The 21,901-nt window shown below is 71.0% G+C and carries 22 protein-coding genes; 11 read left to right on the forward strand and 11 right to left on the reverse strand.

The genetic code is table 11. The features are described from left to right. Positions 1–169: 169 nt before the first annotated feature. Both ACZ4TO_RS02325 and ACZ4TO_RS02330 read left to right on the forward strand, forming a co-directional pair. Complete coding sequence (locus ACZ4TO_RS02325; protein ID WP_468023172.1) at positions 170–1,021, forward strand: Ppx/GppA phosphatase family protein; 852 nt, start codon at positions 170–172, stop codon at positions 1,019–1,021. Positions 1,022–1,300: 279 nt separating this feature from the next. Then, positions 1,301–1,630: a hypothetical protein gene (locus ACZ4TO_RS02330; protein ID WP_468023173.1), complete on the forward strand. Its 330-nt coding sequence runs from the start codon at positions 1,301–1,303 to the stop codon at positions 1,628–1,630. 76 nt (positions 1,631–1,706) lie between these two features. On the opposite strand, the gene ACZ4TO_RS02335 is transcribed toward ACZ4TO_RS02330, so the two are convergent. The 4 genes from ACZ4TO_RS02335 to ACZ4TO_RS02350 form a co-directional block, all read right to left on the reverse strand. Next, entirely contained in the window at positions 1,707–4,250 is a 2,544-nt protein-coding gene (locus ACZ4TO_RS02335) for a discoidin domain-containing protein (RefSeq protein ID WP_382780101.1), read from the reverse strand. Positions 4,251–4,649: 399 nt separating this feature from the next. Further along, positions 4,650–6,932, reverse strand: coding sequence for a M4 family metallopeptidase (locus tag ACZ4TO_RS02340; RefSeq protein WP_468023174.1), 2,283 nt, complete (start codon positions 6,930–6,932; stop codon positions 4,650–4,652). A gap of 408 nt (positions 6,933–7,340) precedes the next feature. Next, positions 7,341–8,852: an MFS transporter gene (locus tag ACZ4TO_RS02345; protein ID WP_468023175.1), complete on the reverse strand. Its 1,512-nt coding sequence runs from the start codon at positions 8,850–8,852 to the stop codon at positions 7,341–7,343. A gap of 311 nt (positions 8,853–9,163) precedes the next feature. Continuing rightward, positions 9,164–9,337, reverse strand: coding sequence for a CsbD family protein (locus ACZ4TO_RS02350; RefSeq protein WP_355987981.1), 174 nt, complete (start codon positions 9,335–9,337; stop codon positions 9,164–9,166). Positions 9,338–9,464: 127 nt separating this feature from the next. On the opposite strand from ACZ4TO_RS02350, the gene ACZ4TO_RS02355 reads away from it, so the two are divergent. Beyond that, positions 9,465–10,103, forward strand: a complete 639-nt coding sequence (locus ACZ4TO_RS02355; RefSeq protein WP_382780092.1) for a hypothetical protein — start codon at positions 9,465–9,467, stop codon at positions 10,101–10,103. A 48-nt stretch (positions 10,104–10,151) separates the two neighbouring features. Here the strand turns inward: ACZ4TO_RS02355 and ACZ4TO_RS02360 are convergent, their stop codons facing one another. The 3 genes from ACZ4TO_RS02360 to ACZ4TO_RS02370 form a co-directional block, all read right to left on the reverse strand. After that, entirely contained in the window at positions 10,152–10,322 is a 171-nt protein-coding gene (locus ACZ4TO_RS02360) for a hypothetical protein (protein ID WP_468023176.1), read from the reverse strand. A gap of 306 nt (positions 10,323–10,628) precedes the next feature. Next, positions 10,629–11,651, reverse strand: a complete 1,023-nt coding sequence (locus tag ACZ4TO_RS02365) for an SRPBCC family protein (RefSeq protein ID WP_468023177.1) — start codon at positions 11,649–11,651, stop codon at positions 10,629–10,631. A gap of 4 nt (positions 11,652–11,655) precedes the next feature. Beyond that, a complete protein-coding gene (locus ACZ4TO_RS02370; protein ID WP_468023178.1) occupies positions 11,656–12,597 on the reverse strand; it encodes a histone protein in 942 nt (313 codons plus the stop codon). A gap of 188 nt (positions 12,598–12,785) precedes the next feature. Here ACZ4TO_RS02370 and ACZ4TO_RS02375 point away from each other — a divergent pair, with 188 nt between their 5' ends. The 8 genes from ACZ4TO_RS02375 to ACZ4TO_RS02410 all read left to right on the forward strand — a co-directional run bounded on the left by ACZ4TO_RS02375 (position 12,786) and on the right by ACZ4TO_RS02410 (position 16,592). Continuing rightward, positions 12,786–13,136 (forward strand): gas vesicle protein GvpO, encoded by a 351-nt coding sequence (locus ACZ4TO_RS02375; RefSeq protein ID WP_382780080.1) that lies wholly within the window; start codon positions 12,786–12,788, stop codon positions 13,134–13,136. A gap of 34 nt (positions 13,137–13,170) precedes the next feature. Then, on the forward strand, positions 13,171–13,629 hold the full coding sequence (locus tag ACZ4TO_RS02380) for a gas vesicle structural protein GvpA (protein WP_382780840.1): 459 nt from the start codon (positions 13,171–13,173) through the stop codon (positions 13,627–13,629). A 3-nt stretch (positions 13,630–13,632) separates the two neighbouring features. After that, on the forward strand, positions 13,633–14,346 hold the full coding sequence (locus ACZ4TO_RS02385) for a GvpL/GvpF family gas vesicle protein (protein ID WP_468023179.1): 714 nt from the start codon (positions 13,633–13,635) through the stop codon (positions 14,344–14,346). 10 nt (positions 14,347–14,356) lie between these two features. Further along, positions 14,357–14,608, forward strand: coding sequence for a gas vesicle protein GvpG (locus tag ACZ4TO_RS02390; RefSeq protein WP_382780074.1), 252 nt, complete (start codon positions 14,357–14,359; stop codon positions 14,606–14,608). A gap of 66 nt (positions 14,609–14,674) precedes the next feature. Further along, positions 14,675–15,088: a gas vesicle protein gene (locus ACZ4TO_RS02395; RefSeq protein ID WP_382780071.1), complete on the forward strand. Its 414-nt coding sequence runs from the start codon at positions 14,675–14,677 to the stop codon at positions 15,086–15,088. Continuing rightward, positions 15,069–15,947: a GvpL/GvpF family gas vesicle protein gene (locus ACZ4TO_RS02400; RefSeq protein WP_468023180.1), complete on the forward strand. Its 879-nt coding sequence runs from the start codon at positions 15,069–15,071 to the stop codon at positions 15,945–15,947. The genes ACZ4TO_RS02395 and ACZ4TO_RS02400 overlap by 20 nt, the downstream gene beginning before the upstream one ends. Continuing rightward, on the forward strand, positions 15,944–16,189 hold the full coding sequence (locus tag ACZ4TO_RS02405; protein WP_382780063.1) for a gas vesicle protein: 246 nt from the start codon (positions 15,944–15,946) through the stop codon (positions 16,187–16,189). The genes ACZ4TO_RS02400 and ACZ4TO_RS02405 overlap by 4 nt, the downstream gene beginning before the upstream one ends. Then, positions 16,179–16,592, forward strand: coding sequence for a gas vesicle protein K (locus ACZ4TO_RS02410; RefSeq protein ID WP_382780061.1), 414 nt, complete (start codon positions 16,179–16,181; stop codon positions 16,590–16,592). Before ACZ4TO_RS02405 ends, ACZ4TO_RS02410 begins: the two co-directional genes overlap by 11 nt. A gap of 8 nt (positions 16,593–16,600) precedes the next feature. Here ACZ4TO_RS02410 and ACZ4TO_RS02415 read toward each other — a convergent pair whose 3' ends face one another. The 4 genes from ACZ4TO_RS02415 to ACZ4TO_RS02430 are packed head-to-tail and all read right to left on the reverse strand — an operon-like array spanning position 16,601 to position 21,893. After that, entirely contained in the window at positions 16,601–18,631 is a 2,031-nt protein-coding gene (locus ACZ4TO_RS02415; RefSeq protein ID WP_468023181.1) for a beta-galactosidase, read from the reverse strand. After that, the gene (locus tag ACZ4TO_RS02420) at positions 18,628–19,971 is read right to left on the reverse strand and encodes a glycoside hydrolase family 36 protein (RefSeq protein WP_468023771.1); all 1,344 of its coding nucleotides are present in this window, start codon (positions 19,969–19,971) and stop codon (positions 18,628–18,630) included. Before ACZ4TO_RS02420 ends, ACZ4TO_RS02415 begins: the two co-directional genes overlap by 4 nt. Positions 19,972–20,019: 48 nt before the next feature. Beyond that, positions 20,020–20,916 carry a carbohydrate ABC transporter permease gene (locus ACZ4TO_RS02425; RefSeq protein ID WP_382780055.1) on the reverse strand — a complete coding sequence of 299 codons (897 nt, stop codon included), beginning with the start codon at positions 20,914–20,916 and terminating at the stop codon, positions 20,020–20,022. Next, positions 20,913–21,893, reverse strand: coding sequence for a carbohydrate ABC transporter permease (locus ACZ4TO_RS02430; RefSeq protein WP_468023182.1), 981 nt, complete (start codon positions 21,891–21,893; stop codon positions 20,913–20,915). The genes ACZ4TO_RS02425 and ACZ4TO_RS02430 overlap by 4 nt, the downstream gene beginning before the upstream one ends. Between the last annotated feature and the right edge of the window lie 8 nt (positions 21,894–21,901).

A 21,901-nucleotide genomic window follows, 5' to 3' on the forward strand; every position in this document is an offset into this window, starting at 1 on the left:
CTCCCGACCCTTCCATCGCTCCCGTCCCTTCCAGCGCCTTCACCCCTTCCAGCGCTTCCCCCCTTCCGCCTCTTCCACCCCCTCCCCCCCTCCCCCCCTCCCCCCCTTCCACCCCCCCCCCCCCCCCCCCCCCCCCCCCCCCCCCCCCCCCGGGGTCGCCATGGAAGAGGTGCTGTCCCGAAAGGTACGACTCCAGTTGCACGAGACGCTGGACGCCACGGGACGGCTGGACAAGTCGGGTGTCCGCAGCGTGCAGCGGGCCGTGGCCGAGACGCTCGCCGAGAACCGGGAAGCGCTGCCGGAGGTCTACGCGTTCGCCACGTCGGTGATCCGCGACGCGCCCAATCGCGACGAGGTCCTCGCCCAGGTGGCCAGCGCCACCGGCACCCGGCTGCGGGTGCTGTCCGGCGAGGAGGAGGCACGGCTGGCCTATGTGGCGGCACGCCACTGGGCGGGCGAACGGCCCGGCTCCCTGCTGGTGCTCGACATCGGCGGCGGGACGGTCGAGGTGGCGTCCGGCACGTCCAGACAGCCGCGAACGGCCCACTCCCTGCCGCTCGGCGCCCGCACGGTCACCCGCACGTGGAAGCTCGACGAGGCCGTGTCCTCGAAGCGACGGCTCGCCGAGGTGCGCGACCACCTGAGCGACCGCCTCGCCGACGCCGACCTGCCGCACGCCGACCCGGACGGGCGGGTGCTCGCGTGTTCCAAGACCTTCACCCAGCTCGCCCGCTACACCACCGCGGGCAGTGACCGCTCGCGCGCTCCGCAGCGGCTGACGCTCGACGAGGTACGGGCCGCGGTGGGCGTCCTCGCGAAGAACGGCTCGGCCGGCCGCGGCCGTCTGCCCGGCATCTCACGTCACCGGGCCGGCCAGTCCCTGGCCGGGGCGCTGGTGGCGGAGGCACTGATGGAGGCCTGCCGGGCCACGAGCGTGGAGATCTCCCCCTGGTCCACCCGGGAGGGCCTGCTCCTGGAGCGTCTCGGGGCTCTGCGCACCAAGAACTCCACCCGGCGCTGACACGGACCGGCCGCCGGGCGGCCGGTCGCCTCGCACGCCCCTTCCGCCGATCCGGCGGGCATCCGTCAAGAGCACGGACAGCGCCCCGCGTTCGGGACCCTTGAGGCCGACGGGCGATTGCGCGCGCCGGGTCGCACGGGAGCGCCGTGCCCGGCCGCCGGGAACAAACCGGTACCACTCGACGCTGACCTGAACAGTCCGGCGGATGGCCGGAGCGCGGAGTTCCACCCGGTGCGGTGGACCCACCGGCGGTTCTGCTCGTGGAAAGGCGTGAGAGCGATGACGGAGTCCGGGCAGCGGCGACTACGGGCGGCCGGGGCGGGCGAGTTGCCCTTGGTGACTTCGTGCGGCCGCAGGATCTCCGTGAAGGAGCTGCTGCTGCCGACACCGGACCGGCAGATCGGCCGCGTGACGCTGGACGTGGGCCCGGACCAGGGCGACGAGCACGGGGTGTGGGCCTCGCTCACGCCCGCCGAGGCCCGTGAACTGGCCCGCCGTCTCCTGGCGCACGCCGCCGGGGTGGAACCGGCGGGGCCGCCCGACCAGGAGACGGCCCGGCCGCACGACCTGAGGCTCGACGCGCCGCGCGGCACGACGCGAGCAAGGTGAGGGTGCCGGCGCTCCCCCGGACCTACCGGGGTGGAGCACCGGCACCCAGGTGCCGTTCAGACGGCGCGGTGCGGGATCACGGGAACTGCGTGACCTTGGACGGCACGGTGTCCGTCCCCGAGGTGGGCGCGCCGGTGTTGTTGATGACGTGCGCGTACTGACCCTTGCCACCGAGCGAGATCACCAGGATGTCGTGCATCTTCACCCCGGTCTTCACCGGGACCTGGAAGCCGTGCGCCTGGACGATCGACGGGTCCGAGGTGAAGTTGCAGTAGCTTCCCAGACCCCATGCCTCGTGCGTGGAGACGGAGTCGGCGACCTTGTAGGCCGCGTATCCGACGATGCCGTCATGGGTGACGGCGGCGGCGTTGGGCACGTCGTACGCCTTCTCGTTCTGGAAGAAGATCGTGCGCCCGTTCTCGCCGTTCCACAGCACGTCGTACTTGTTGAAGTGTTCGACGAACAGGCCGGTCGCCAGCACGTCGTCGCCGTTGACCACGAGGCCGTAGTCGGCGCGGTTGGTGTCCCAGCCGACCCCGTCACCGTGGTCGGCGCGCCACAGCCAGGTGTGGTCGATCACGACGTCGTCGCTGTTGACCACGACCGAGTTGGTGGCGAGGCCGGGGCCCGCGCCGCCGATCCGCACGAACACGTCCTGCATGGTCGTGGGGTTGGCGGAGTGGTCGGCCGAGGAGCCCGAGGGACCGATCTGGAGCAGATTCGCGGAGTTGGAGCGGCCCGCGTCGATCAGGAATCCGGCGAGCCTGACCCCGTCGACGTCGGCGACGTGCATCGCGTCGACGCCGTTGTCCGGCACGATCGTCGCGAGGCCGAGGCCCAGGACGACGGTGTTGGCGCGGGTGACGTTGATCGTCTGGTCGAGGTGGTAGACACCCGGCGTGAACAGCAGGTTGAGGCCCTGGGCGAGAGCCGCGTTGATGGTCTCGGCGGTCGCGCCGGCCTTGACGACGTAGAACTGGTCGAGCGGGATCGACGAACCGGCCGTGTTCGGCCACGAGACGCCGCGGGCGTTGGTGCGCTTGGAGGGGACGAACACCTTGTAGGTGCTGCCGTCCAGGTAGAGATAGGGCTTCTCGCGGGAGACCGGGGTGGTGTCCAGGGTGGTGTACGGGCCGGAGTCGAAGTTCGTCGCCGGCGCGCCCTGGACGCCCGTGAAGGTCATGTTCCAGACGCCGTTGGTCCAGCCTCCGACGGAGCTGTCACGGGTGTACCACTGCTGCTGGGAGTACGGGCCGACCGTACCGTCGATCTTGGAGTCGGCGATGTAGCCGCCGGAGGCCCAGCCGTAGCCGTTCGGGGCCAGGTTGAGGCCGCCCTGTACGTGGATACGGCGGAAGGGCGCGGCCTGGGCGACGGCCCAGCGGTCGGTGCCGTTGGAGGGGGTGATCGACAGGTTCTCCGCCGAACGCCAGAAGTTCTGGGTGGCGTTGCCGTTGAACCAGCCCGCGTCCACGGTGATGTCGCCGTTGATGTGGACGTCGTCGGGGTTCAGGCCGAGGCCGGAGACGGAGGTGTAGAAGCCGACCTGGGCGTTGATGTTGTTGTAGGTACCGGGCTTCATGAGGAACTGGTAGCGGGCGGAGCCGAACTGGTTCGACTCCTGCTGGGCGAAGACCTGGTCGAACTTGGCCTGCAGTCCGGGCGTCGAGGGGTCCACGACGATGACGTTGGGCCCGAGGTCCCCGCCGCCCTGCACGGGCGGGGTGCTGCTCCCCGTACCGGTGTGGACGGCGACCTCCCACAGTGAGTAGCCGTACGCGGTGCCGCGGGTCGTCCCGTAGATCCGTACGTAACGGCCCTTGCCGGAGACGTCGTAGGAGGCGGTGCCCCCGGTGCCGTCGGTGACCGACTTGAGGACGGTCCAGTTCTGGCCGTCGGTGGAGGACTGGATCTGGAAGGCCTTGCCGTACGCGGCCTCCCAGTTGAGGTCGACGCGGCACAGGTCGCTGGAGGCGCCCAGGTCGACCTGGACCCACTGCGGGTCGGCGAAGGTGCTGGACCAGCGGGTTCCGGTGTTGCCGTCGAAGGCGGCCGAGGCGGGGCTCGCCGCGTTCTCGGTGGAGGAGGCGGTGGCCGTCTTGCCCTGCGCGGCGTTGGCCGTGTCACAGGTCGCCGGGGTGGTGGTGCCACCGGTGCCGAAGACCTGGAACTCCCAGAGGGAGTAGCCGTACTGGGTCGCGCGGTGGACGCCGTACATGCGTACGTAGCGGCCCTGGCCCGAGACGTCGAGGGTGTCGGTGCCGCCGTCGCCGCCGGTCACCGTCTTGACGTCGGTCCAGGTGCTGCCGTCCGGTGACGTCTGGATGCGGTAGTCGCTGCCGTACGCGGCCTCCCAGTTGAGGACGACCTTGGTGATGGTGGCCGAGGCGCCGAGGTCGACCTGGAGCCACTGGGTGTCCGTGGCGGCCGAGGACCAGCGCGTGGCCGTGTCGCCGTCGACGGCGTAGGCGGCGGGAGTGCCCCCGTTCTCGTCGGACGAGGACGTGGCCGTCTTGCCCTGGGACAGCGGGAGTTCGGCCGCGGCGGCCGGTCTCTGCAAGGGCAGGGTGACGAGCGCGGCCATTGCGGCCAGCGCGACACCCAGGGTTCTGAGTTTCATGCCGTGACTCCATGCGGGTGGGGTGACGAGCGGAGCGGACACACTTGTTGAGCGACTGAGGAAACAGCCGCTTACGAGGGGAGAACTGTGAACTGACCTACCGGCTCTCTTAGTTCACGCTTTGATTTAAGTAATGAACCATCAGGGTGGCAAGTCCCGTGACGCGAGTTTCTTCAACTCGTGTGCGCGGGGCCCACGTTGGCGGGGCGCTCCGGGGCTGCGACCTGGGCGGCGGGCGTCACCGAGGGGCGGGCGACGGTCCGGATCCGTCAAGGCTTGAAGACGCCGAACGGCCGCGGGCGTCGCCGCCCTGAGGCGGGACGCCCGCGGCCGTTCGGCGCGGACAGCAGACCGTCCGGACCGCTGGGGCGGTCCGGACGGGATCGGGTCAGGCCTCGATCAGGGCGTGATCCTCCACTGCTGGATGTAGCCGACGTCGATCGACGCGAGGTCGCGGACACGCAGCTTCCAGGTGCCGTCGACCGGCTGCGCGGAGGCGTCCACCGTGAACGTCTGGTCCACGTTGTCGGCCGAGCCGCCGCTGCGGTTCAGCAGCGAGTACACGGTCCCGTCGGGGCCGACCAGATCGACCGTCAGATCGCCGCGGTAGGTGTGGACGATGTTGACGTAGACCTCGGTGGTCGGTGAGGCGTTGCCCGGCCGGCCCGTGATCGTGATGGGCGACTCGACCGCGGGGCCCAAATCGGGGATGTCCACGCGGGTGCTGTTGGCGTAGACGTACGCGATCCGCCAGTGGAAGGCCACCGACACGGCCGCGCCGGTGCTGTCGGTCACCGTGACCGTCGTGTCGCTGGTCCCCGGCGTGACGGGGGTCCCGGAGATCAGTCCGGTGTCGCTGATGGACAGACCCTCGGGCAGCCCGGTGGCCGTGTACGTCAGGCTGGCGCCGGTGTTGGTGGTGTACGCGTCGACCTGGAGGGAGACCTCCTGGCCGACCCCGGACGTCTGGTCGGCGAGCGGGGCTATGTTGACCCCGAGGGCGATCCGGTCGCCGACGTTGATGGCCGCCCAGGCGTCGGCGACGGCGAGATACGTGGGGCTGTAGGCGCCGTAGAGGTCACCCGCGGCCCGCAGCGTGGCGGCCCTGGCACCGGCGTAGTCGGTCGAGGACGTCATGTAGGTCGTCAGCGCGCGGTACCAGATCCCGGCGGCGTTCTCGATGCCGATGCCGGTCACCGGCAGACCGTCGTGGGTCGGGCTGTCGTACGACACGCCGTTGACGGTCTTGGCGCCGCTCCCCTCGGAGAGCAGGTAGAAGAAGTGGTTCGCCGGTCCCGAGGAGTAGTGGACGTCGATGCCGCCCAGCGAGGAGTCCCAGTAGTCGCGGGAGGAGCCGTCCTTGGAGGGCTTGTCCATGTAGCGCAGCGGGGCGCCGGTGCCGCGGATGTCGATCTTCTCGCCGACCAGGTAGTCGGGTACGTCGGCCGCGAGGTTCTCGTGGAACTCCACGGCCGCGGCGAAGATGTCCGAGGTCGCCTCGTTGAGACCGCCCGACTCCCCCGCGTAGGTGAGACCCGCGGTGGCCGCGGTGACGCCGTGGCTCATCTCGTGGGCGGCGACGTCGAGAGCGGTCAGGGGGTGCGTGTTGCTCGCGCCGTCGCCGTAGGTCATGCAGAAGCAACTGTCCTGCCAGAAGGCGTTGACGTAGTTGTTGCCGTAGTGGGCCCGGCTGTAGGCGGCGACGCCGTCGTTGCGGATCCCGTTGCGGCCGAAGACCTGCTTGTAGTAGTCCCAGGTCGCCGCCGCGCCGTAGGCGACGTCGACGCCCGCGGTCTGCCGGTCGCTCTGAGCGCCGCTGCCCCAGACATCGTTGTCGTCCGTGAACAGGGTTCCGGTGCCCGAGGTTCCCTGGTTGAGGTCGTAGGTGCGGTGGCCCGCACGGTCGCCGTCGACGAGTTGGTACGACGATCCGGACGGCGTGGTGGAGAGCGGCACCGTACCCACGTACTGGCCGGTCCCCGTGCCCGTCTCGACTGCCTCGTAGCGGGAGGCGACCTTGCCCGAGGACGCGTCGGTGATGACGTGCAGTTCGCTGGGCGTGCCGTCGCGCTGGACGCCGTCGACGACCGATTCCCAGGCGAGGACCGGGCGGGTGCCCGCGGCCCAGACGACGAGCCGGGGCGCTCCGTCGGCGCGGGATCGCGTGACGGCCGCCTTCCGGCTCACCGCGAGGGCCTTCGCCGCGGCGACGCGGGCGGGGATCCCCGGCCTGAGGCTCGGCACGGCGACGCCGGCCCGGCGCGCCTCGGACACGGTGCTGCGGCCGTTCTTCAGATGCACGACCAGGTCGCCGCCGAGCACCGGAAGTCCCGCGTAGGTGCGCTCGTAGCGCGTGTGGGTCGTACCGTCGGCGTCCCGGGTGACGTCCTTGACGACGAGTTTCTCGCGGGCGCCGAGGCCGATCCGCTCGGCCGTGGACCCCGCGGCCGCTCCCGCGCCCTTGAGCAGTGCGGCATGCCGGGCGGGCGACAGCGGGACCTGGAGGGCGCCGGACCGGGGTTCGGCGGCGATACGGGCGACGGTCCTGGTGGGCCGTGGATCGGCGGGGGCGGCGGACGCGGGGGCCGGACGGACGGCGAGCGCCAGTAAGGAGCTCGCGGCGGTGAGGGCGAGGACGGCGGCGTGTCTGCGCCGCCGGGCGGAGAGGGGTTGCCGGTTCAAGGTCATCTCCATCTGCGAGGGGGGTAGCCCGGGGCGGACCGGCCGTCGGGTACGGCCGGTCCGTGGAGAGCCGGGCGGGAAGCAGCGCCGCAGCGAGTGCCGCACGAAGGCGCTCGCGGAGTCTGCGGCGCGTGATTCGTCAGGGTGCGGGTGCGCTGGAAGGGGACGATGTGGAGGGGGTGAGCCGGAGGGGGTCAGGGAACGGGGGTGTGTACGAGGCGTGCACGGTCGACAGCAGAGTGACACCCGTCCGATGACCTTGTCATGGAGCGGACAAGACTTCGGCTTGAACTGACCATGACCTACTGCGAGTTCATCCGCCCGTCACAGCTTTTCGGCCGCTGTGCGGTGCCTGTGAACACGGCCGACGGCCCCGGCCTCCGCGCGGCCGGTTTTCCCGCATGCTCCTCAGGGCCGGCTCATGGGGGTGTGTTCGTGCGACGTCTCCGCAGGACGGCGCGGCGACCGGGGCCGGTGGTCGCGCAGCCAGTCGTGGACCGCGAGCGCGAGGGCGCACAGGATCGCCACGATCCCGGAGCCGACGGCGATCGACAGGGCCGAGCCGAAGTCGTGCCGTCCGGTGCCGAGCACCACGTAGAAGAGTCCGGGCAGCGCCGCCGTACCGACGGCACCGCCCAGCCGCTGGGCCGTCTGCAGGGCGCCGCCGGCCGCGCCCGCCATCCGCACCGGCACGTCCCGGAGCGTCATCGTGACGTTCGGCGAGATGACGCATCCGCTGCCCAGCCCGCCGGCGAACAGGGCCGGCGCCGCGTACCACACGGCCTGGTCCCCGGGAGCGAGGCGCAGGATCAGCACGGCACCGCCGAGCCCCAGGGCGACGGCGGTGAGGCCGCAGACGGTCAGCAGCCGGCCCAGCCGCTCGACGAGCCGTCCGGCCACGACGGCGGCCGCAGCCGAACCGAGGGCGAAGGGTGTCACCGCGAGACCCGAGCGCAGCGGGGTGAAGCCCTGGCCGTTCTGGAAGTACAGCGCGAACACCAGCCAGACGCCGCTGAACCCCACGAAGTAGAGGGCGGCGATGACGGCTCCGGCGGCGTAGCCGCGTGTGCTCGTCACCAGGCGCGGATCGAGGAGCGGCTGACCGTGGGCGGCCGTCAGCCGGCGCTCCCACCAGGCGAACACCGCGAGCAGGGCCGGCCCCACCAGGAAGAGCCACCACAGCCTTCGTACGCCGCCGGACTCGGCCAGGATCAGGGGAAGCATCAGCGCCAGCACCCCGGTGCCGAGCAGCAGGACGCCCCGCAGATCGAGCCGTTCCCGGCGACGGGGAGCGACCTTGGGCAGCAGGCGCAGGCCCAGCAGGAAGGCGACGGCGCCGACCGGCACGTTGACGTAGAAGATCCAGCGCCAGCCCTGGGGCCCGTCGGCGAGCATCAGGATCAGGCCGCCGATGACGGGGCCCACCGCGCTGGAGACGCCGACGGTCGCGCCGAAGAGTCCGAACGCCCGGCCCCGCTCGGCTCCCCGGAACATCTGCTGGATGAGGGCGGAGTTCTGCGGTGCCAGGCACCCGGCCGCCACGCCCTGGGCGAGTCGCGCGACGACGAGAAGGGTGATCGTCGGCGCGGCGCCGGCCGCCGCGCTGCACAGGACGAAGGCGGCGAGGGCCAGGAGGAAGATCCGCCGTCGGCCGATCGCGTCGCCCAGTCGTCCGGCGGTCACGAGGACCAGGGCGAAGGTGAGGGCGTAACCGGAGACGACCCACTGGATCGACGGGGCGGAAGCGTGCAGGGCGCGCTGCATGGAGGGCAGCGCGACGGCGACGATGGTGACGTCGAGCAGGCTCATGAACCCGGCCGTCAGGGTGACCCACAGGGCCCGCCAACGCCTCGGATCGGCTCCCTCGGCCGGTCCCCGCGCCCGGTCCCCTCGTCCGTCTGCCTGCGCGTCCGGTTCCACGCCGGGGACTCCTCTCCGCCACCCCCACCATCTTCGGCCCGCGGGGGCGCGGGGCAACACGGGGCCGGGGCGGCCGCGGGCCGCGGGTGGGGCGGGCGGACGGACGTGTCTCCCCCGCCGCCGGTGGCGTCGCCGCACCGGGCGTCTGACGGGGCCGGGCTCTCAAGCAGATGCCGGCGGTGCCGGGCTCCCCGGATTCTGCGGGTGCACGGCCGTGGGGCCCGTTCCTCGGAACGGGCCCCACGTGGTCGGTCCGGCGGCCGCGCCGACTACCCGGTGACCGGGAGTCCGCTTCCTGCCCTTCGGCCTGTTCAGCCCTTGAAGACGTCCTTCGTCTTCTCCTTGGCCTGCCGTGCGTCGCCCTTGGCCTTCTCGGCCCGGCCCTCGGCGGCCATGCGCTCGTTGCCCACGGCGCGCCCGGCCGCTTCCTTCGTCTTGCCCTTGGCCTGTTCCATCTTGGCCTTGGCCTTCTGCTCGCCACTCACGATGTCTCACTTCCCATCACGATCGGCTTCGAGTGTCGGGAGACGGGTGACCCGTCCCGCGGGTGCCAAACGTGGAGATCGAGAATCATCGGTTCGGTCACCCTCCGTGATCGCGCGCGGTTCCGGCATGCCGGAACCGGTGTGCTGGGTGAGCCTGGAGACATGGGCCGGTGCCACCCGGATCCGTCCGGAAGGTCGCGCCCGTCTCGGCCAGCAGAGCGAGGACGACGTCATGGGTGATGAGGTCTACCAGCCGGGAGGTCCCGACATCCGCGAGGACGAAGGCATCCTCGATCCGGAGGACACTCTCGAATACCGGGGCTCGGACCCCTTCGACGACGGGTGGTCGCCACCCGAGCGTCCGCTCGCCGTGGACCACCTGGGCACCACGGCGCGTGAACAGCGTCAGGGGGAGAGTCTGGACGAGAAGCTGGCCGAGGAGCGGACGGATCCGGCCCTCCGGGACTCCGACGAGGATGACGAGGACGACCTCACGGGCGAGGGCGGCGAGCCCTTGGACGACGACGTGGGCCCGGATCCCGAGGAGAAGTTCCTGGCCCTCGACGTGGGTGCCCACGACGACGCCGAGCACGACATGATCGCCGAGGACGTGGGGGGCGACGGGGACGCGGACCCCGCCGAGCAGGCGGAGGCGCACCTGATCCCGGACGACGACATGCCCGAGCGCCTGGTGGACGAGGACGTGCGCCGGCCTCCGGCGGACGAGATCCGCCGACTGCGCTCGAAGACGGACTCCGCCTCCTGAGGCCCCGCCACCACGGCTCGAGCCGTACGGAGAAGGGGTGACGTCCGGTCAGTCCTCACCCCTGACGATGTTCCAGTCCGGGGCGGTCCGGTCCTCGCGGGCCGAGGTGGCGGACGTCGCCGGAAGGCAGGTCCGCGGGCCGGTCCCGCGCCGGCGGCGGGCCTTGGCCCATCCTGTCTCCGGTCGCGAGGTGGTCTTGGTCCCGCTGTAGGCGGTCATGACTTCTTGTCGTCCTCTCGGTGGTCGGTCCCCGGTTCGGCTGTCTCCGGTCCCGTGGGTCCGGTGTTCGGTCGACTCCGGGCTGTTGCCACGGGTCCCCCGCCGGGGCGGGAGGAAACCAGCCGCGCGTCGCCGCGGGGCCGGCGCCCACCGCCCCCGGCCGGGTGGCGGGGACGGTGCCCTACCGGGTGGGGCGGCACGTGGGGGTCGGCGCCCTGTCGGCACGCCCGCGCGGCGCGCCCGGGTGCCCGTTCCTCATCGCTCCTTGTCCCTCATTGCTCCTCGTTCCTCACTGCTCCTCGTCCCTCATTGCTCCTCGTCCTCGTCCTCGTACTCCGCGTCCTCCTCGTCGTACTCGGCCCCCGCTTCGTCGTCCTCCTCGGGGAGCTCTTCGTCCTCGGGAAGTTCCTCGTCCTCCTCGGGGAGCTCTTCGTCCTCCTCCTCGGGGATCTCCTCGTCCTCGTAGTCCTCCGCGCCTTCCTCGTCCTCTTCGCCCGCTGCCGCTTCCTCCTCCTCCAGCGCCTCCTCGTGGGTGCGGACGACCTCGCCGCCGCGTATCTCGCCGCGCCAGCCCTCGGCCTCCTCGTCGGTGAGCGTGACGTAGCGCTGGAAGTGCTTGAAGTCCAGCCGCAGGCGGCGGCCTTGGGCGCGCCAGATGTTGCCGGTCTTCTCGAAGAAGCCGGACGGGTAGTACTCGACGACGAGCACGATGCGGGTGAGGTCGGGCGTGAGTTCGTGGAAGCTGACGCAGCCGCGTGTACTGCCCTTGGCGCCTTCCGAGGTCCATTCGATCCGCTCGTCCGGGACCTGTTCCTGGACGGTCGCCTTCCAACCCCGGGTGGACGGGCCGACCTTCACCTTCCAGTCGCTGCCGCCCTCGCCGTCCTGGGAGGCGCTGCGCACCCCCTTGGTGAAGCTGCTGAACTTCTCGAACTGGGTCCAGTGGTCGTAGGCCTTCCGGACCGGGACACCGACGTCCAGCACCTCGATGATGTTCATGACCTTGGTGCTGCCGGACTTCGCCTTGCCGCCTCCGCCGCCGAAGGCGTCCTTCACCTTGCCCACGACGCTGTCCTTGGCGCTCTTGGCCTTCTCCGACACGAACGCCTTCAGCGGCGATTCCCCTTTGAGGACGCGCGACCCGGCCGCGAGGAGGGGGCCGCCGTTCTCGGCGGAGTCGGCGAGGTCGTCGGTGACGTCCGCGATCTTGTCACCGGCCTTCTCCACGAGGTTCTGCAGTTGGGCGCCCAGGAACCCGGTGAACTCCTCGCGCAGCGCGTCGAGGCCCGAGGGTGCGGCAGTGTCCTTCTCGCTCTGTTTGGTGGCCATGGCCCTACCTCCGTCGTCCGGAAGCGCTCTTGGCCGTCTTGGACGAAGAACTCTTCGCGGCGGTCTTCTTGGCGGGCGCCTTCTTCGCGGCGGTCTTCTTCGCCGGAGCGGTCTTCTTCGCGGGGGACCGCTTGGCCGCGGTCTTCTTGGCCGGAGCCGCCTTCTTGGCAGGCGCCTTCTTTGCCGCGGCCTTCTTCGCCGGGGGCGAGCTCTTCTTGGCGGCGGCCTTCTTGGCAGGAGCAGACTTCTTGGCGGGCGCCTTCTTCGCCGCGGGCTTCCCGGCCGGCTTCTTCGCGGTCCGCTTCCGGGCAGCGGGTTCCGCGGCACGTCTGCCCTCGGTGCCTCCGGCGCTCCGCCGCTGCCTTCGCGGTCGCTCCGGCTCCTTCTCTTCCTCTTCTTCCTCCTCTTCTTCTTCCTCCGGCTCCTCTTCTTCCTCCTCCTCTTCCTCTGCCTCCGCCTCCGGCTCCCCTTCCTCGTCCTCGGGCTCCTCCTCTTCCTCTTCCTCCGGTTCTTCCTCTTCCTCCTCCTCCGGCTCCTCTACCTCGCCCTGCGGCTCGCCCTCGTCCTCCTCGTCGTACGCGTCCTCGTCGTACTCGTCCTCGCCCTCTTCCTCGTCCTCTTCCTTGGCGGGCTTCTCGCCGACACGCAGTGTCCGCTCATGGAGGCTCTCGGCCAGGTCACCGAGGCGACGGTCGGCCGCGGCCTTCAGAGCCTGGCGGCCGGCGTCCATCAGTTCGCCCCGCACCTGCTCCTGGAGCTCCGCGACGCCCGGAACGTCCGAAAGCCGCTTCAGCCCTTCCGTGGCCAACTGCTTCGGATCGAGCGCGAATCGGCGCCCGGCGATGTAGGTGGCCGCGGCGAACGCGAGGCGGCCCTTCTTCGTACGTCCGAGCAGATAGCCCCCGGCGACAGCCGCGGCCAGAGCGATCTTGGTTGTGTCATCCATGAACCTTTTCCCTTCGGACCGCGCGGCCCGCACCTCCCCTGGGCCGCGCGCTACCTCCCCCTGGGCCACGCGCTCGACGGGGCGGCCTCAGGGCACGTCATCCTCACCTGACGCCCCAAGTACCCCTATATGATGAGATTGCACGCTTTTGTCCAAGTACGGCGTCCGTCACGACGACCGGAGACACCATGGCCGCAGCAGAGCCCGCCAAACGGCGACCGAGCGCCGAGGGCGGTGCCCCGCGCCGGCGGCCCGCGGCGGAGCGTGCGGCCCCCTCACGCTCCGGAGGCGCGGCCCGGGCCATCCGTTCAGCGGTGGAACAGCTCGACACGCTGCTCGGCCGGACCCCCGAGTCGGTTTCCGCGATCAGACCCACGGACGACGGTTGGGAGGCGGATGTGGAGGTACTCGAACTGGAGCGCGTCCCCGAGACCACCAGCGTGATGGCCACCTACCGAGTGACCCTGGACAAGAAGGGCGACCTGGTGGCCTACGAAAGGAAGCGCCGCTATACGCGTGGACAGATCGACCGGCGCTGACACAGCACAGCCGGTGAAGGGAGGCACCATGACCATGGTGCCGCAGAGCAGCGGCAGTCCGGCCCGGAGCGGCGGATCCGGCACCCTCTACGACGTTCTGGAGCTCATTCTCGACCGCGGGCTGGTCATCGACGTCTTCATCCGTGTGTCCCTCGTGGGCATCGAGATCCTGAAGATCGACATACGCATCGTCGTGGCCAGCGTCGACACCTACCTCCGCTTCGCCGAGGCGTGCAACCGCCTCGACCTGGAGTCGGGCAACAAGGCCCCGTCCAAGCTCACCGACATCGTCGGCGACACCCTGGAATCCGGCGCGAAGGGCAAGTCCAAAGGAGCCCTGAGTGGCGCGGCCGAGGCTGTCACCGACACCCTCCGGGGAGTGACGGGCAAGGGCGACGACGAGGAAGAAGAGGAGGAGACGGTGGAACGACGGCGGCGGCCTGCCAAGCGATCCTCCCGGCGGGAGCGCAGCACGTCCCGCGCGGAGGAGTGAGCCATGGCCGTATACATCTACTCGATCACGTTCAAGGACCATCCGCTGCGCCTCGACGGGCTCGAAGGGGTCGGCGCTGCGGCCTCCCCGCTGCGCACGGTGACCGCGGGGCCGCTCTGCGCGGTCGTGAGCGACGCACCGGAGGAACTGCGTCCCAAACGCAGAGACGTCGGCCGTCACCAGGAGGTGCAGCAGCGTCTGCTCGCTGACGGCACCTTGCTGCCGCTCAGGTTCGGCTACACCGCCCCGGACGAGGACACGGTCAAGCAGACACTGGAGGAGCGCGGCGACGAGTACGCCGACCGGCTGCGCCTGCTGGAGGGCTGCGTCGAGTACAACCTGAAGGCGTCGCAGGACGAGGAGATGCTGCTGCGGGAGATCCTCACGGATTCGGAGCAGGCCCGGCAGCTCAACGACGACATCCGCGCCGGCACGGCGGCCCCCGACACGGCCGTACGGCTCGGCGAGATGGTCGCCAACGAGGTCCGGGCCCGCCAGGAGGCACTGGCCTCGGGCGTGATCGAGGGGCTGCGCCCGTTCGCCCGCGAGATCGACTCCGCTCCGCCCACCGGCACGGACTTCCTCAACGTCTCGTTCCTGGTGAGCGACGAGCAGGACGAACTCTTCCTCGCCACGGAGCTGAGCCTGGCGCACCAGATGGGCGAGGGGTTCGAGTTCCGGCTCAACGGCCCCCTCCCTCCGTACAGCTTCAGCTGATGGAGACGTCATGGGCCTGTTCACACAACTCGTCACGCTTCCCCTGGCACCCGTGCGCGGAGTCGCCTGGGTGATGGACAGGGTGCTGGAGGCCGCGGAGGACGAGTACTACGACCCCGCCCCGATACGGCTCCAACTCGCCGAGCTGGAAAGGCAGTTGAACGCCGGTGAGATCGACGAGGAGACATTCGACCGGGCCGAGGACCAACTGCTCGACCGACTGGACGAGATCAGGGCGTACCAACAGGGCGGAGCACCCTGACCGGCCCGATCCCGATCGCATCCCGCGCGTCCCGGCCCCGACCCGGGAGAACTCGAGGACACCGTCGTGAGTCAACCGCTCTCCAACCGCCTGGGCGACTATCCGTCCCGGGCCACACCGCAGTACGCGCAGGGCTCGTCCGCCAACCTGGCCGACATCCTGGAACGCGTCCTCGACAAGGGCATCGTCATCGCGGGCGACATCAGGATCAACCTCCTCGACATCGAACTGCTCACGATCAAGATCCGGTTGCTGGTCGCCTCGGTCGACAAGGCCAGGGAGATGGGCATCGACTGGTGGGAACACGACCCCTCGCTCACGTCGGGGGCCGGGGACGAGCGGTCGCTGGCCGCGCAGAACCGCCGGCTGCGTGCCGAGTTGAACGCCCTGCGCCGGGACCGGGGTATCCCCGAGGTGGAGCCGGAGCCGCGCGGCACCACCCGCCGAAGGGCTGATCGCGATGACGACGAGAACGAGTGAACCGGTCACCTACGCGTACGCCGTGGCACGCGCGCACCCGGACCTGGCCCGGACGCTGGCCGGACACGCGGGAATCGTCGGCGCCCCGGTCCACCTGATCGCCGAGGGCGAGGAGAACGGCGACGCCCCGGACATCGTCCTCGTGGTGAGCCCGGCGCCGTCCGCCGACTTCCGCGAGGAAGGGCTCAGACGGCACCTGGAGGACCTGGACTGGCTGGAGGCGGTCGCCCGGGCCCACCACGCGATCGTGGAGGAGGTCACGGCGCTGACCCCCGCGCTGCCGCTGCGGCTGGCCACCGTCTACGTCGACGACGACAGCGCCCGCGACATGCTGCGCTCCGCGATCCGGGTGTTCGCCGAGCGTCTGGATCACCTGGCGGACCAGGTCGAATGGGGAGTGAAGATCTACGTCGAGGCGGCCGCGGCCACCGCCGAGTCCGCGCCGGAGTCCACCGCGTCGGCGGACATGACTCCGGGGCGGGCCTACCTCAGCGCCCGAAGACGGCAGCGCGGCGACCGGGAGGCCGTCTATCGGGCGGCCCAGGAGGCGGCCGAGCGTGTGGCGGACGTGGCCCGCGCGTACGCCACCGACCGGGCGGCCCACCGTCCCCAGCAGGGCCCCCTGGCCGGCGACGACGCGGGCGAGAACGTCTTCAACGACGCGTTCCTGGTGCCTCGCGGGCACGGCGAGGCCTTCCGCGAGGAGGCCGCCCGAGCGGGCCGGGGCCTGCCGGGGGTCCGCGTGGAGGTCACCGGCCCGTGGGCCCCGTACTCCTTCGCGATGCCACCCGAGGAGGCCACGGACGACGAGGAGGGCACCGGCGGAACCGGCGGCGACGTACGGGGTGTCGCGCCATGACCGTGCCCGGCCCCTCGGCCTCGGCCTCCCTGGAGCCGCTGCCGGACCGTCAGGTCGCGCTGGTCGACCTGCTGGACCGCCTGCTCGCCGGAGGGGTGGTCCTGACGGGTGACGTGATGCTGTCCATCGCCGACATCGATCTCGTACGGATCTCGCTGCGCGCGCTGATCGTCTCCGTCAGCGCGGAGAATCCGTCGCCCTGGGACCGGTCCGCTCCCCCGCGAGGCGGCCATGCCGGCTGAGGACGACGGATTCCAGGGCGCCGCGGACCCTCTGGAAGAGGCGGCGGAGGCCGCGGCCCGGGCCTTCCGGCTGCTGCCGGCCGCGCCCACGGACCGGCCGCGACCCGGCACGCGGGGGCGCGCCGCGGCCGGGCGGATCAACACCGACCCCGACACGGTCGAGCGTGATCTCATGCGGCTGGTCCTGACGCTGGTCGAACTGCTGCGGCAGGTCATGGAACGTCAGGCGCTGCGCCGGGTCGACCAGGGTGATCTGAGCGAGGAGGACGAGGAACGGCTGGGCACGACGCTCATGGTCCTGCACGACCGGATGCGCGACCTGTGCGCGACCCACGGCCTCACCATGGAGGACCTCAACCTCGACCTCGGCCCGCTGGGCCCCCTGCTCCCGCCTCCCGAGTGAGCCGGCGGCTACCCGCCCGTCGTCCGCGGCTCCTTCAGTACCGCCACCTCCCCCGGATCGACCCGCAGGGAGCCCGACAGGGGTTTGCCGGTGAGGAGTTCGGTGGTGCCCGGGGGGACCGGGATGTCCGCGCCCCGGCCCGCGTGGTCGATGACGAACACGTAGTCGGCGTCGCGGCCCCGGCGGCGGACCGTCTCCACTCCCGGGGGCAGGCCGCCGCCGTCGGTGACCCCGGCCTCGGCGCGGATGCGGTCCAGCAGGGCGCCGAGGGTGTCCGGGTCGGGAAGGGTCGCCAGGTACCAGGCGACACCTGCTCCCCGGGCGTGTCTCGTCACCGCCGGGACGCCCGCCAGGGGTCCGTCCGTGTAAGTGGCGACCGGCTCGGCGCCGTTCAGGCGCAGCCGTTCCGACCACAGCGTGGCCGTGGCGCCCGGGGGCACCTGACCGGTCAGTCCGGCCGACTCGCCGGGCAGGAGCGGGAAGAGTTCGTCGCCGCGGACGCCGAGGGTGTCGCGGAAGGCGCCCGGGTATCCGCCCAGCCGGATGTGGCAGTTCTCGTCGACGGCTCCGCTGTGGAAGCCGATCGCGAGGGTGCCGCCGCGCTCCACATGGCCGGTCAGGTTCGCCGCGCCCGCCTCGTCCACGAGGTAGAGACTCGGGGCGAGGACGAGGCGGTAGGCCGACAGGTCCGCGTCGGGGCGGACGAAGTCGACGGCCACGCCGGACCGCCACAGGGGCTCGTACCAGGCACGGACGAGATCCTGGTACCGGAGTTCGCCGCTGGGCTGGGAGGGCAGCTCCAGTGCCCAGCGGGCGTTCCAGTCCCAGACGACGGCGACCTCGGCGGTGCAGGTGCTGCCGCGCACCTCGGCCAGGGCCTTGAGATCGGCGCCGAGGCGCACGACGTCCTGCCAGATGCGGCTGTCCGTGCCCGCGTGCGGGAGCATCGCCGAGTGCCACTGTTCGGCGCCCGCCTTCGCGGCCCGCCACTGGAAGTAGGCGATGCCGTCGGCGCCGTGGGCCACATGGGCGAGGGCGTTGCGGCGCATCTCGCCGGGGACCTTGGCCCGGTTGACGGGCTGCCAGTTCACGGCGCCCGTGGAGTGTTCCATGAGCAGCCAGGGCCCTCCGGCCAGCGACCGGGTCAGGTCGCCGCAGAGCGCGACGTCGACCTCGGAGGCCGGGTCGGCGGACATGAGGTAGTGGTCGTTGGAGACGATGTCGAGTTCCGGCGCCCACCGCCAGTAGTCCAGCGCGTCGAAGACGTCCATCACCATGAAGTTGGTGGTCGCCGGTGTCGAGGGGGCGGCCGTGCGCAGGACGTCCCGCTCCGCGGTGTACAGCGACAGGAGTTCGTCGGAGCAGAAGCGGCGCCAGTCGAGCTGGTGCGTGGGGTTGGGGACGGCGCCGGTGACGCGGGGCGGCAGGATCTCCTCCCAGTCGTAGTACCACTGGCTCCAGAACGTGGTGCCCCAGGCGTGGTTGAGCGCCGCCAAGTCGTCGCCGTAGCGGGCGCGCAGCCAGCGGCGGAAGGACGCGGCGCTGGTGTCGCAGTAGCAGGCCGCGTTGTGGCAGCCGTACTCGTTGTGGATGTGCCACATCACAACGGCCGGGTGGGCGGCATAGCGTTCGGCGAGGGCGCTCGTGACACGCAGGGCCGCGGCGCGGTAGGCGGGGCTGCTCGGGCAGAACGTCTGTCTGCTGCCGTACGTCTGTGTTCGGCCGTCCCGGTCGACCGGCAGCGCCTCGGGGTGCGCGCGGAAGAACCAGGCGGGCGGAGCGGCCGTGGGGGTGGCGAGGTCGGCGGCGATGCCGTTCTCGTGGAGGAGGTCCAGGAGCCGGTCCATGCGGGTGAAGTCGAACCGCCCCTCGGAGGGCTCCATGAGGGCCCAGGAGAAGATGCCGACGCTGACCATGGTGACACCGGCCTCGCGCATCAGGCGCATGTCCTCGGCCCAGATCTCCTCGGGCCACTGTTCGGGGTTGTAGTCGCCGCCGTAGGCGATGCCGGGGACGGACAGGGTGCGTTCGGGGGTCATGCCGCACCTCCCGAGGCCGGCGCGTGTCCGGAGGACAGCAGCCGGCGGGTGGTGGCCACACCCCAGTCGTCGAGGGACAGCAGCCGGTCGCTGGAGGCCATGAGGCCGCCGGTGGCCTCGACGTGCGCGGCCCATCGTTCCCGGGTCTCGACGGCCGGGCGGGCCATCAGGCAGTCGGGGTCGTTGATCCACAGGCGCCGGTGCTGCCATTGGCGGCCGACGCCGGTGAACTCGGCGGCGTCCTGGCCGGGTTGGCTGTGGTCGCCGGCCTCGGGGCGCCGGTGCGGGGCGGTGTCGGGGCTGACCCGCATCGCGTCGAACAGGCCGATGGACGGGAGGACCGGCGCTCCGCAGCCGAGGAGGTAGGCGTCTGGGCCGATGGCCTCGCGGATCAGGGCGATGCCGTCGCGGTAGGCGCCCAGCGCGTCGGCGCCGGAGTGCCGGACACCGTCCAGGGCGCCCGCGTAGAGGAAGTCGGTCTTGAAGTAGTCGTAGCCCTCGGCGCGCAGGGTGGCGTAGACGTCGGTGAGGTAGGAGCGGGCCTCGGGGTGGGTGATGTCGAGGGTGTACAGGTCGTGGTTCCAGTTGTGGCCGGCGTGCAGGGGCGCGCCCTCGGTGTCGCGGACCAGCCAGTCGGGGTGCAGGCCGGCGAGTTCGCTGTGCGGGGCCACGAGGAACGGCGCGGTCCAGATCCCCGCTCGGCGGCCGCGGGCGCGTACGGCGTCGGCGAGGGCCGCACGGGAGCGGAAGCGTCCGGAGAGGGTGAGCCAGTCGCCGAGCGCGTTCTGGTAGCCGTCGTCGATCTGGACGACGTCGACGGGGAGGTCGAGGGTGTCCATGGCGCGGACGTTCTCGTGGACGTCGTCCTCGGTGACGGCGGTGAAGTACTCGTACCAGGAGCACCAGACGGTGGGCGCGGGCCGCGGTGCGGGGCTCGCGAGGGTGTCGGCCCAGGCGGCGAGGGCGCCCTGGATGCCGTCCGGTCCCGAGTACGAGGACTCGGTGACCGGGCCGTCGGCGGCGATCTCGGCACGGCCGTCGTGGACGGTCAGCCGGATGGAGGGCACCGAGGCGGTCGGGGCGGGCGCCGCCCACAGCCGCACCGGGGAGCCGTCGCCCGGGTCCAGCGCGAGCAGTCCCTCGCCCTGGAAGGTCCCGGGCGGCGCGGTGCGGCCGGGGCGGTAGCAGACGGTCGCCCAGTTGTCGTTCGTCGGGCGGTACGGGGTGTCGTCGAGGGCGTAGGAGCCGCTGGGGCTCCAGGACTGCCAGCCCTCCTCGTGGACCCGTGCGGTGCGCGGGTCCACGGGTACGGAGGCTGCGGGGGTGAAGGCCTGGGGCACGTCGTTCTCTTTCACTGGAGCCGCCTGAGTCTTTCGGGTGGTGTCGTCTCAGCTCTTGTTGGCACCGAGGGTCAGACCGCTGACGAACTGCCGCTGGAGCGCGAAGTACACGACGAGCGTGGGGATCGCGGTGAGCAGGGCGCCGGCGGCGACCAGGTTGGGGTCCGTGAAGTACTGGCCGGAAAGGTTGTTCAGGGCGGAGGTGATCGGCATGTTCTCGCCGGTGGAGATCAGCACGAGGGCCCAGAAGAAGTCGTTGTAGATCCAGATCGACAGCAGGGTCGCCAGGGCCGCCATCGCGGGCTTGCACAGGGGAAGGGTGATCTGCCAGTAGAGCCGCCAGACGGAGGCTCCGTCCACGAGCGCGGCCTCGGTCAGCTCGTCCGGCAGGGAGCGCATGTAGTTGCTGAGCACGAACGCGCAGAACCCGGACTGGAAGGCCACGTGGATCAGCACGAGGCCGAGCGCCGAGTCGTACAGCTTGCCGCTCGCGGTGATGCCCGGCAGGTCGGTGAGCAGGTACATCCGGTACAGCGGGGTGATGATGACCTGCTGCGGGAGCAGGTTGCCGGCCGTGAAGACCAGCAGCAGCGCGAGGTTGAGCCGGAAGTCGAAGCGGCTGACGTAGAACGCGACCATCGAGGACAGGAACAGGGTGAGCAGCACGGCCGGCACCGCGATCACCAGGGTGTTGACGAAGTAGTGCGTCATGTCCGACTGCTCGAACGCGTTCTTGAAGTTGTCGAGGTTCAGCGTGTCCGGCCAGGACACATAGCCCTTGTCGCTGGTCTCGCCGTACGGGCGCAGGGCCGAGAAGACCGCCCAGAGCAGGGGGGCGAGCCAGGCCAGGGCGGTACCGGCGAGGAACACGTGCAGCAGTACGCGGGCGGGGCGGACGGGCGCGCGCCGCCCCCGCCCGCCGGACGCGAGGGTGGGGGCGCTCACGGTCGCCGCTCCTTCCGGAAGGTGGCCACGAGGTAGGGGACGATCACCACGAGCGAGATGACCAGCAGGACCACGGCGATGGCCGATCCGTAACCGATGCGGCTCGACTCGCCGATGATGTTGTTGGTCACCAGGATCGAGAGCAACTCGGTGCCCTGGGCGCCCTTGTTGAAGACGAAGACCAGGTCGAAGGCGCGCAGCGCCTCGATGATGGTGACGACCAGCACGACGGTGTTGGTGGGGCGCAGCGTCGGGAAGATGACGTTCTTGAACGTCTGCCATTCGTTGGCGCCGTCCAGCGCGGAGGCCTCCCTGAGAGAGGGGTCGACGCCCTTGAGGCCGGCCAGGTACAGGATCATCATGTAGCCGGTGTGCCGCCAGGAGGCGGCGACGAGGACGGCCCACAGATTGAGGTCGGGGTCGCCGATCCAGTCGATGTAGTGGCCGGGCGTGTTGGCGCCGATGAGGCTGTTGATGAGGCCGGTGTCCGGGTTGTAGACGAGCTGCCAGACGAAGCCGATGCAGGCCATCGAGATGACGACCGGCAGGAAGAACGCGGTCTGGTAGACGCGGCTGAAGCGGATCCTCTTGTCCAACTGGACGGCGAGGAAGAGGCCCAGTGGTGTCGGGATCAGGATGAGCACGACGAACCAGATGACGTTGTGCTGAACGGCGGGCCAGAACTGCGGGTTGTCGGCGAAGAGTTGCCGGAAGTTCTGGAGGCCCACCCACTTGATCGAGTCGAACCCGATGCCGTCCCAGGTGGTGAAGGCGAGCGCGATGGAGGCGAGGGCGGTGACCCAGACCAGGGCCACGTGCAGGACCGTGGGCACGCCCGCCATGAGGGCGAGCGTGATCCGGTCTCGGCGGGTCAGCAGGCGCCTTCGGCCCCGTGCTGCCCGCTTCGGTGCGGAGGCGGCGCCCGGAGGCGGCGCGGTGGCCGTCTCCGGGGAGTCCGTCGTCGTGTCGGTGCTCATGATGTCGC

Source organism: Streptomyces sp. NPDC028298 (assembly GCF_055565895.1).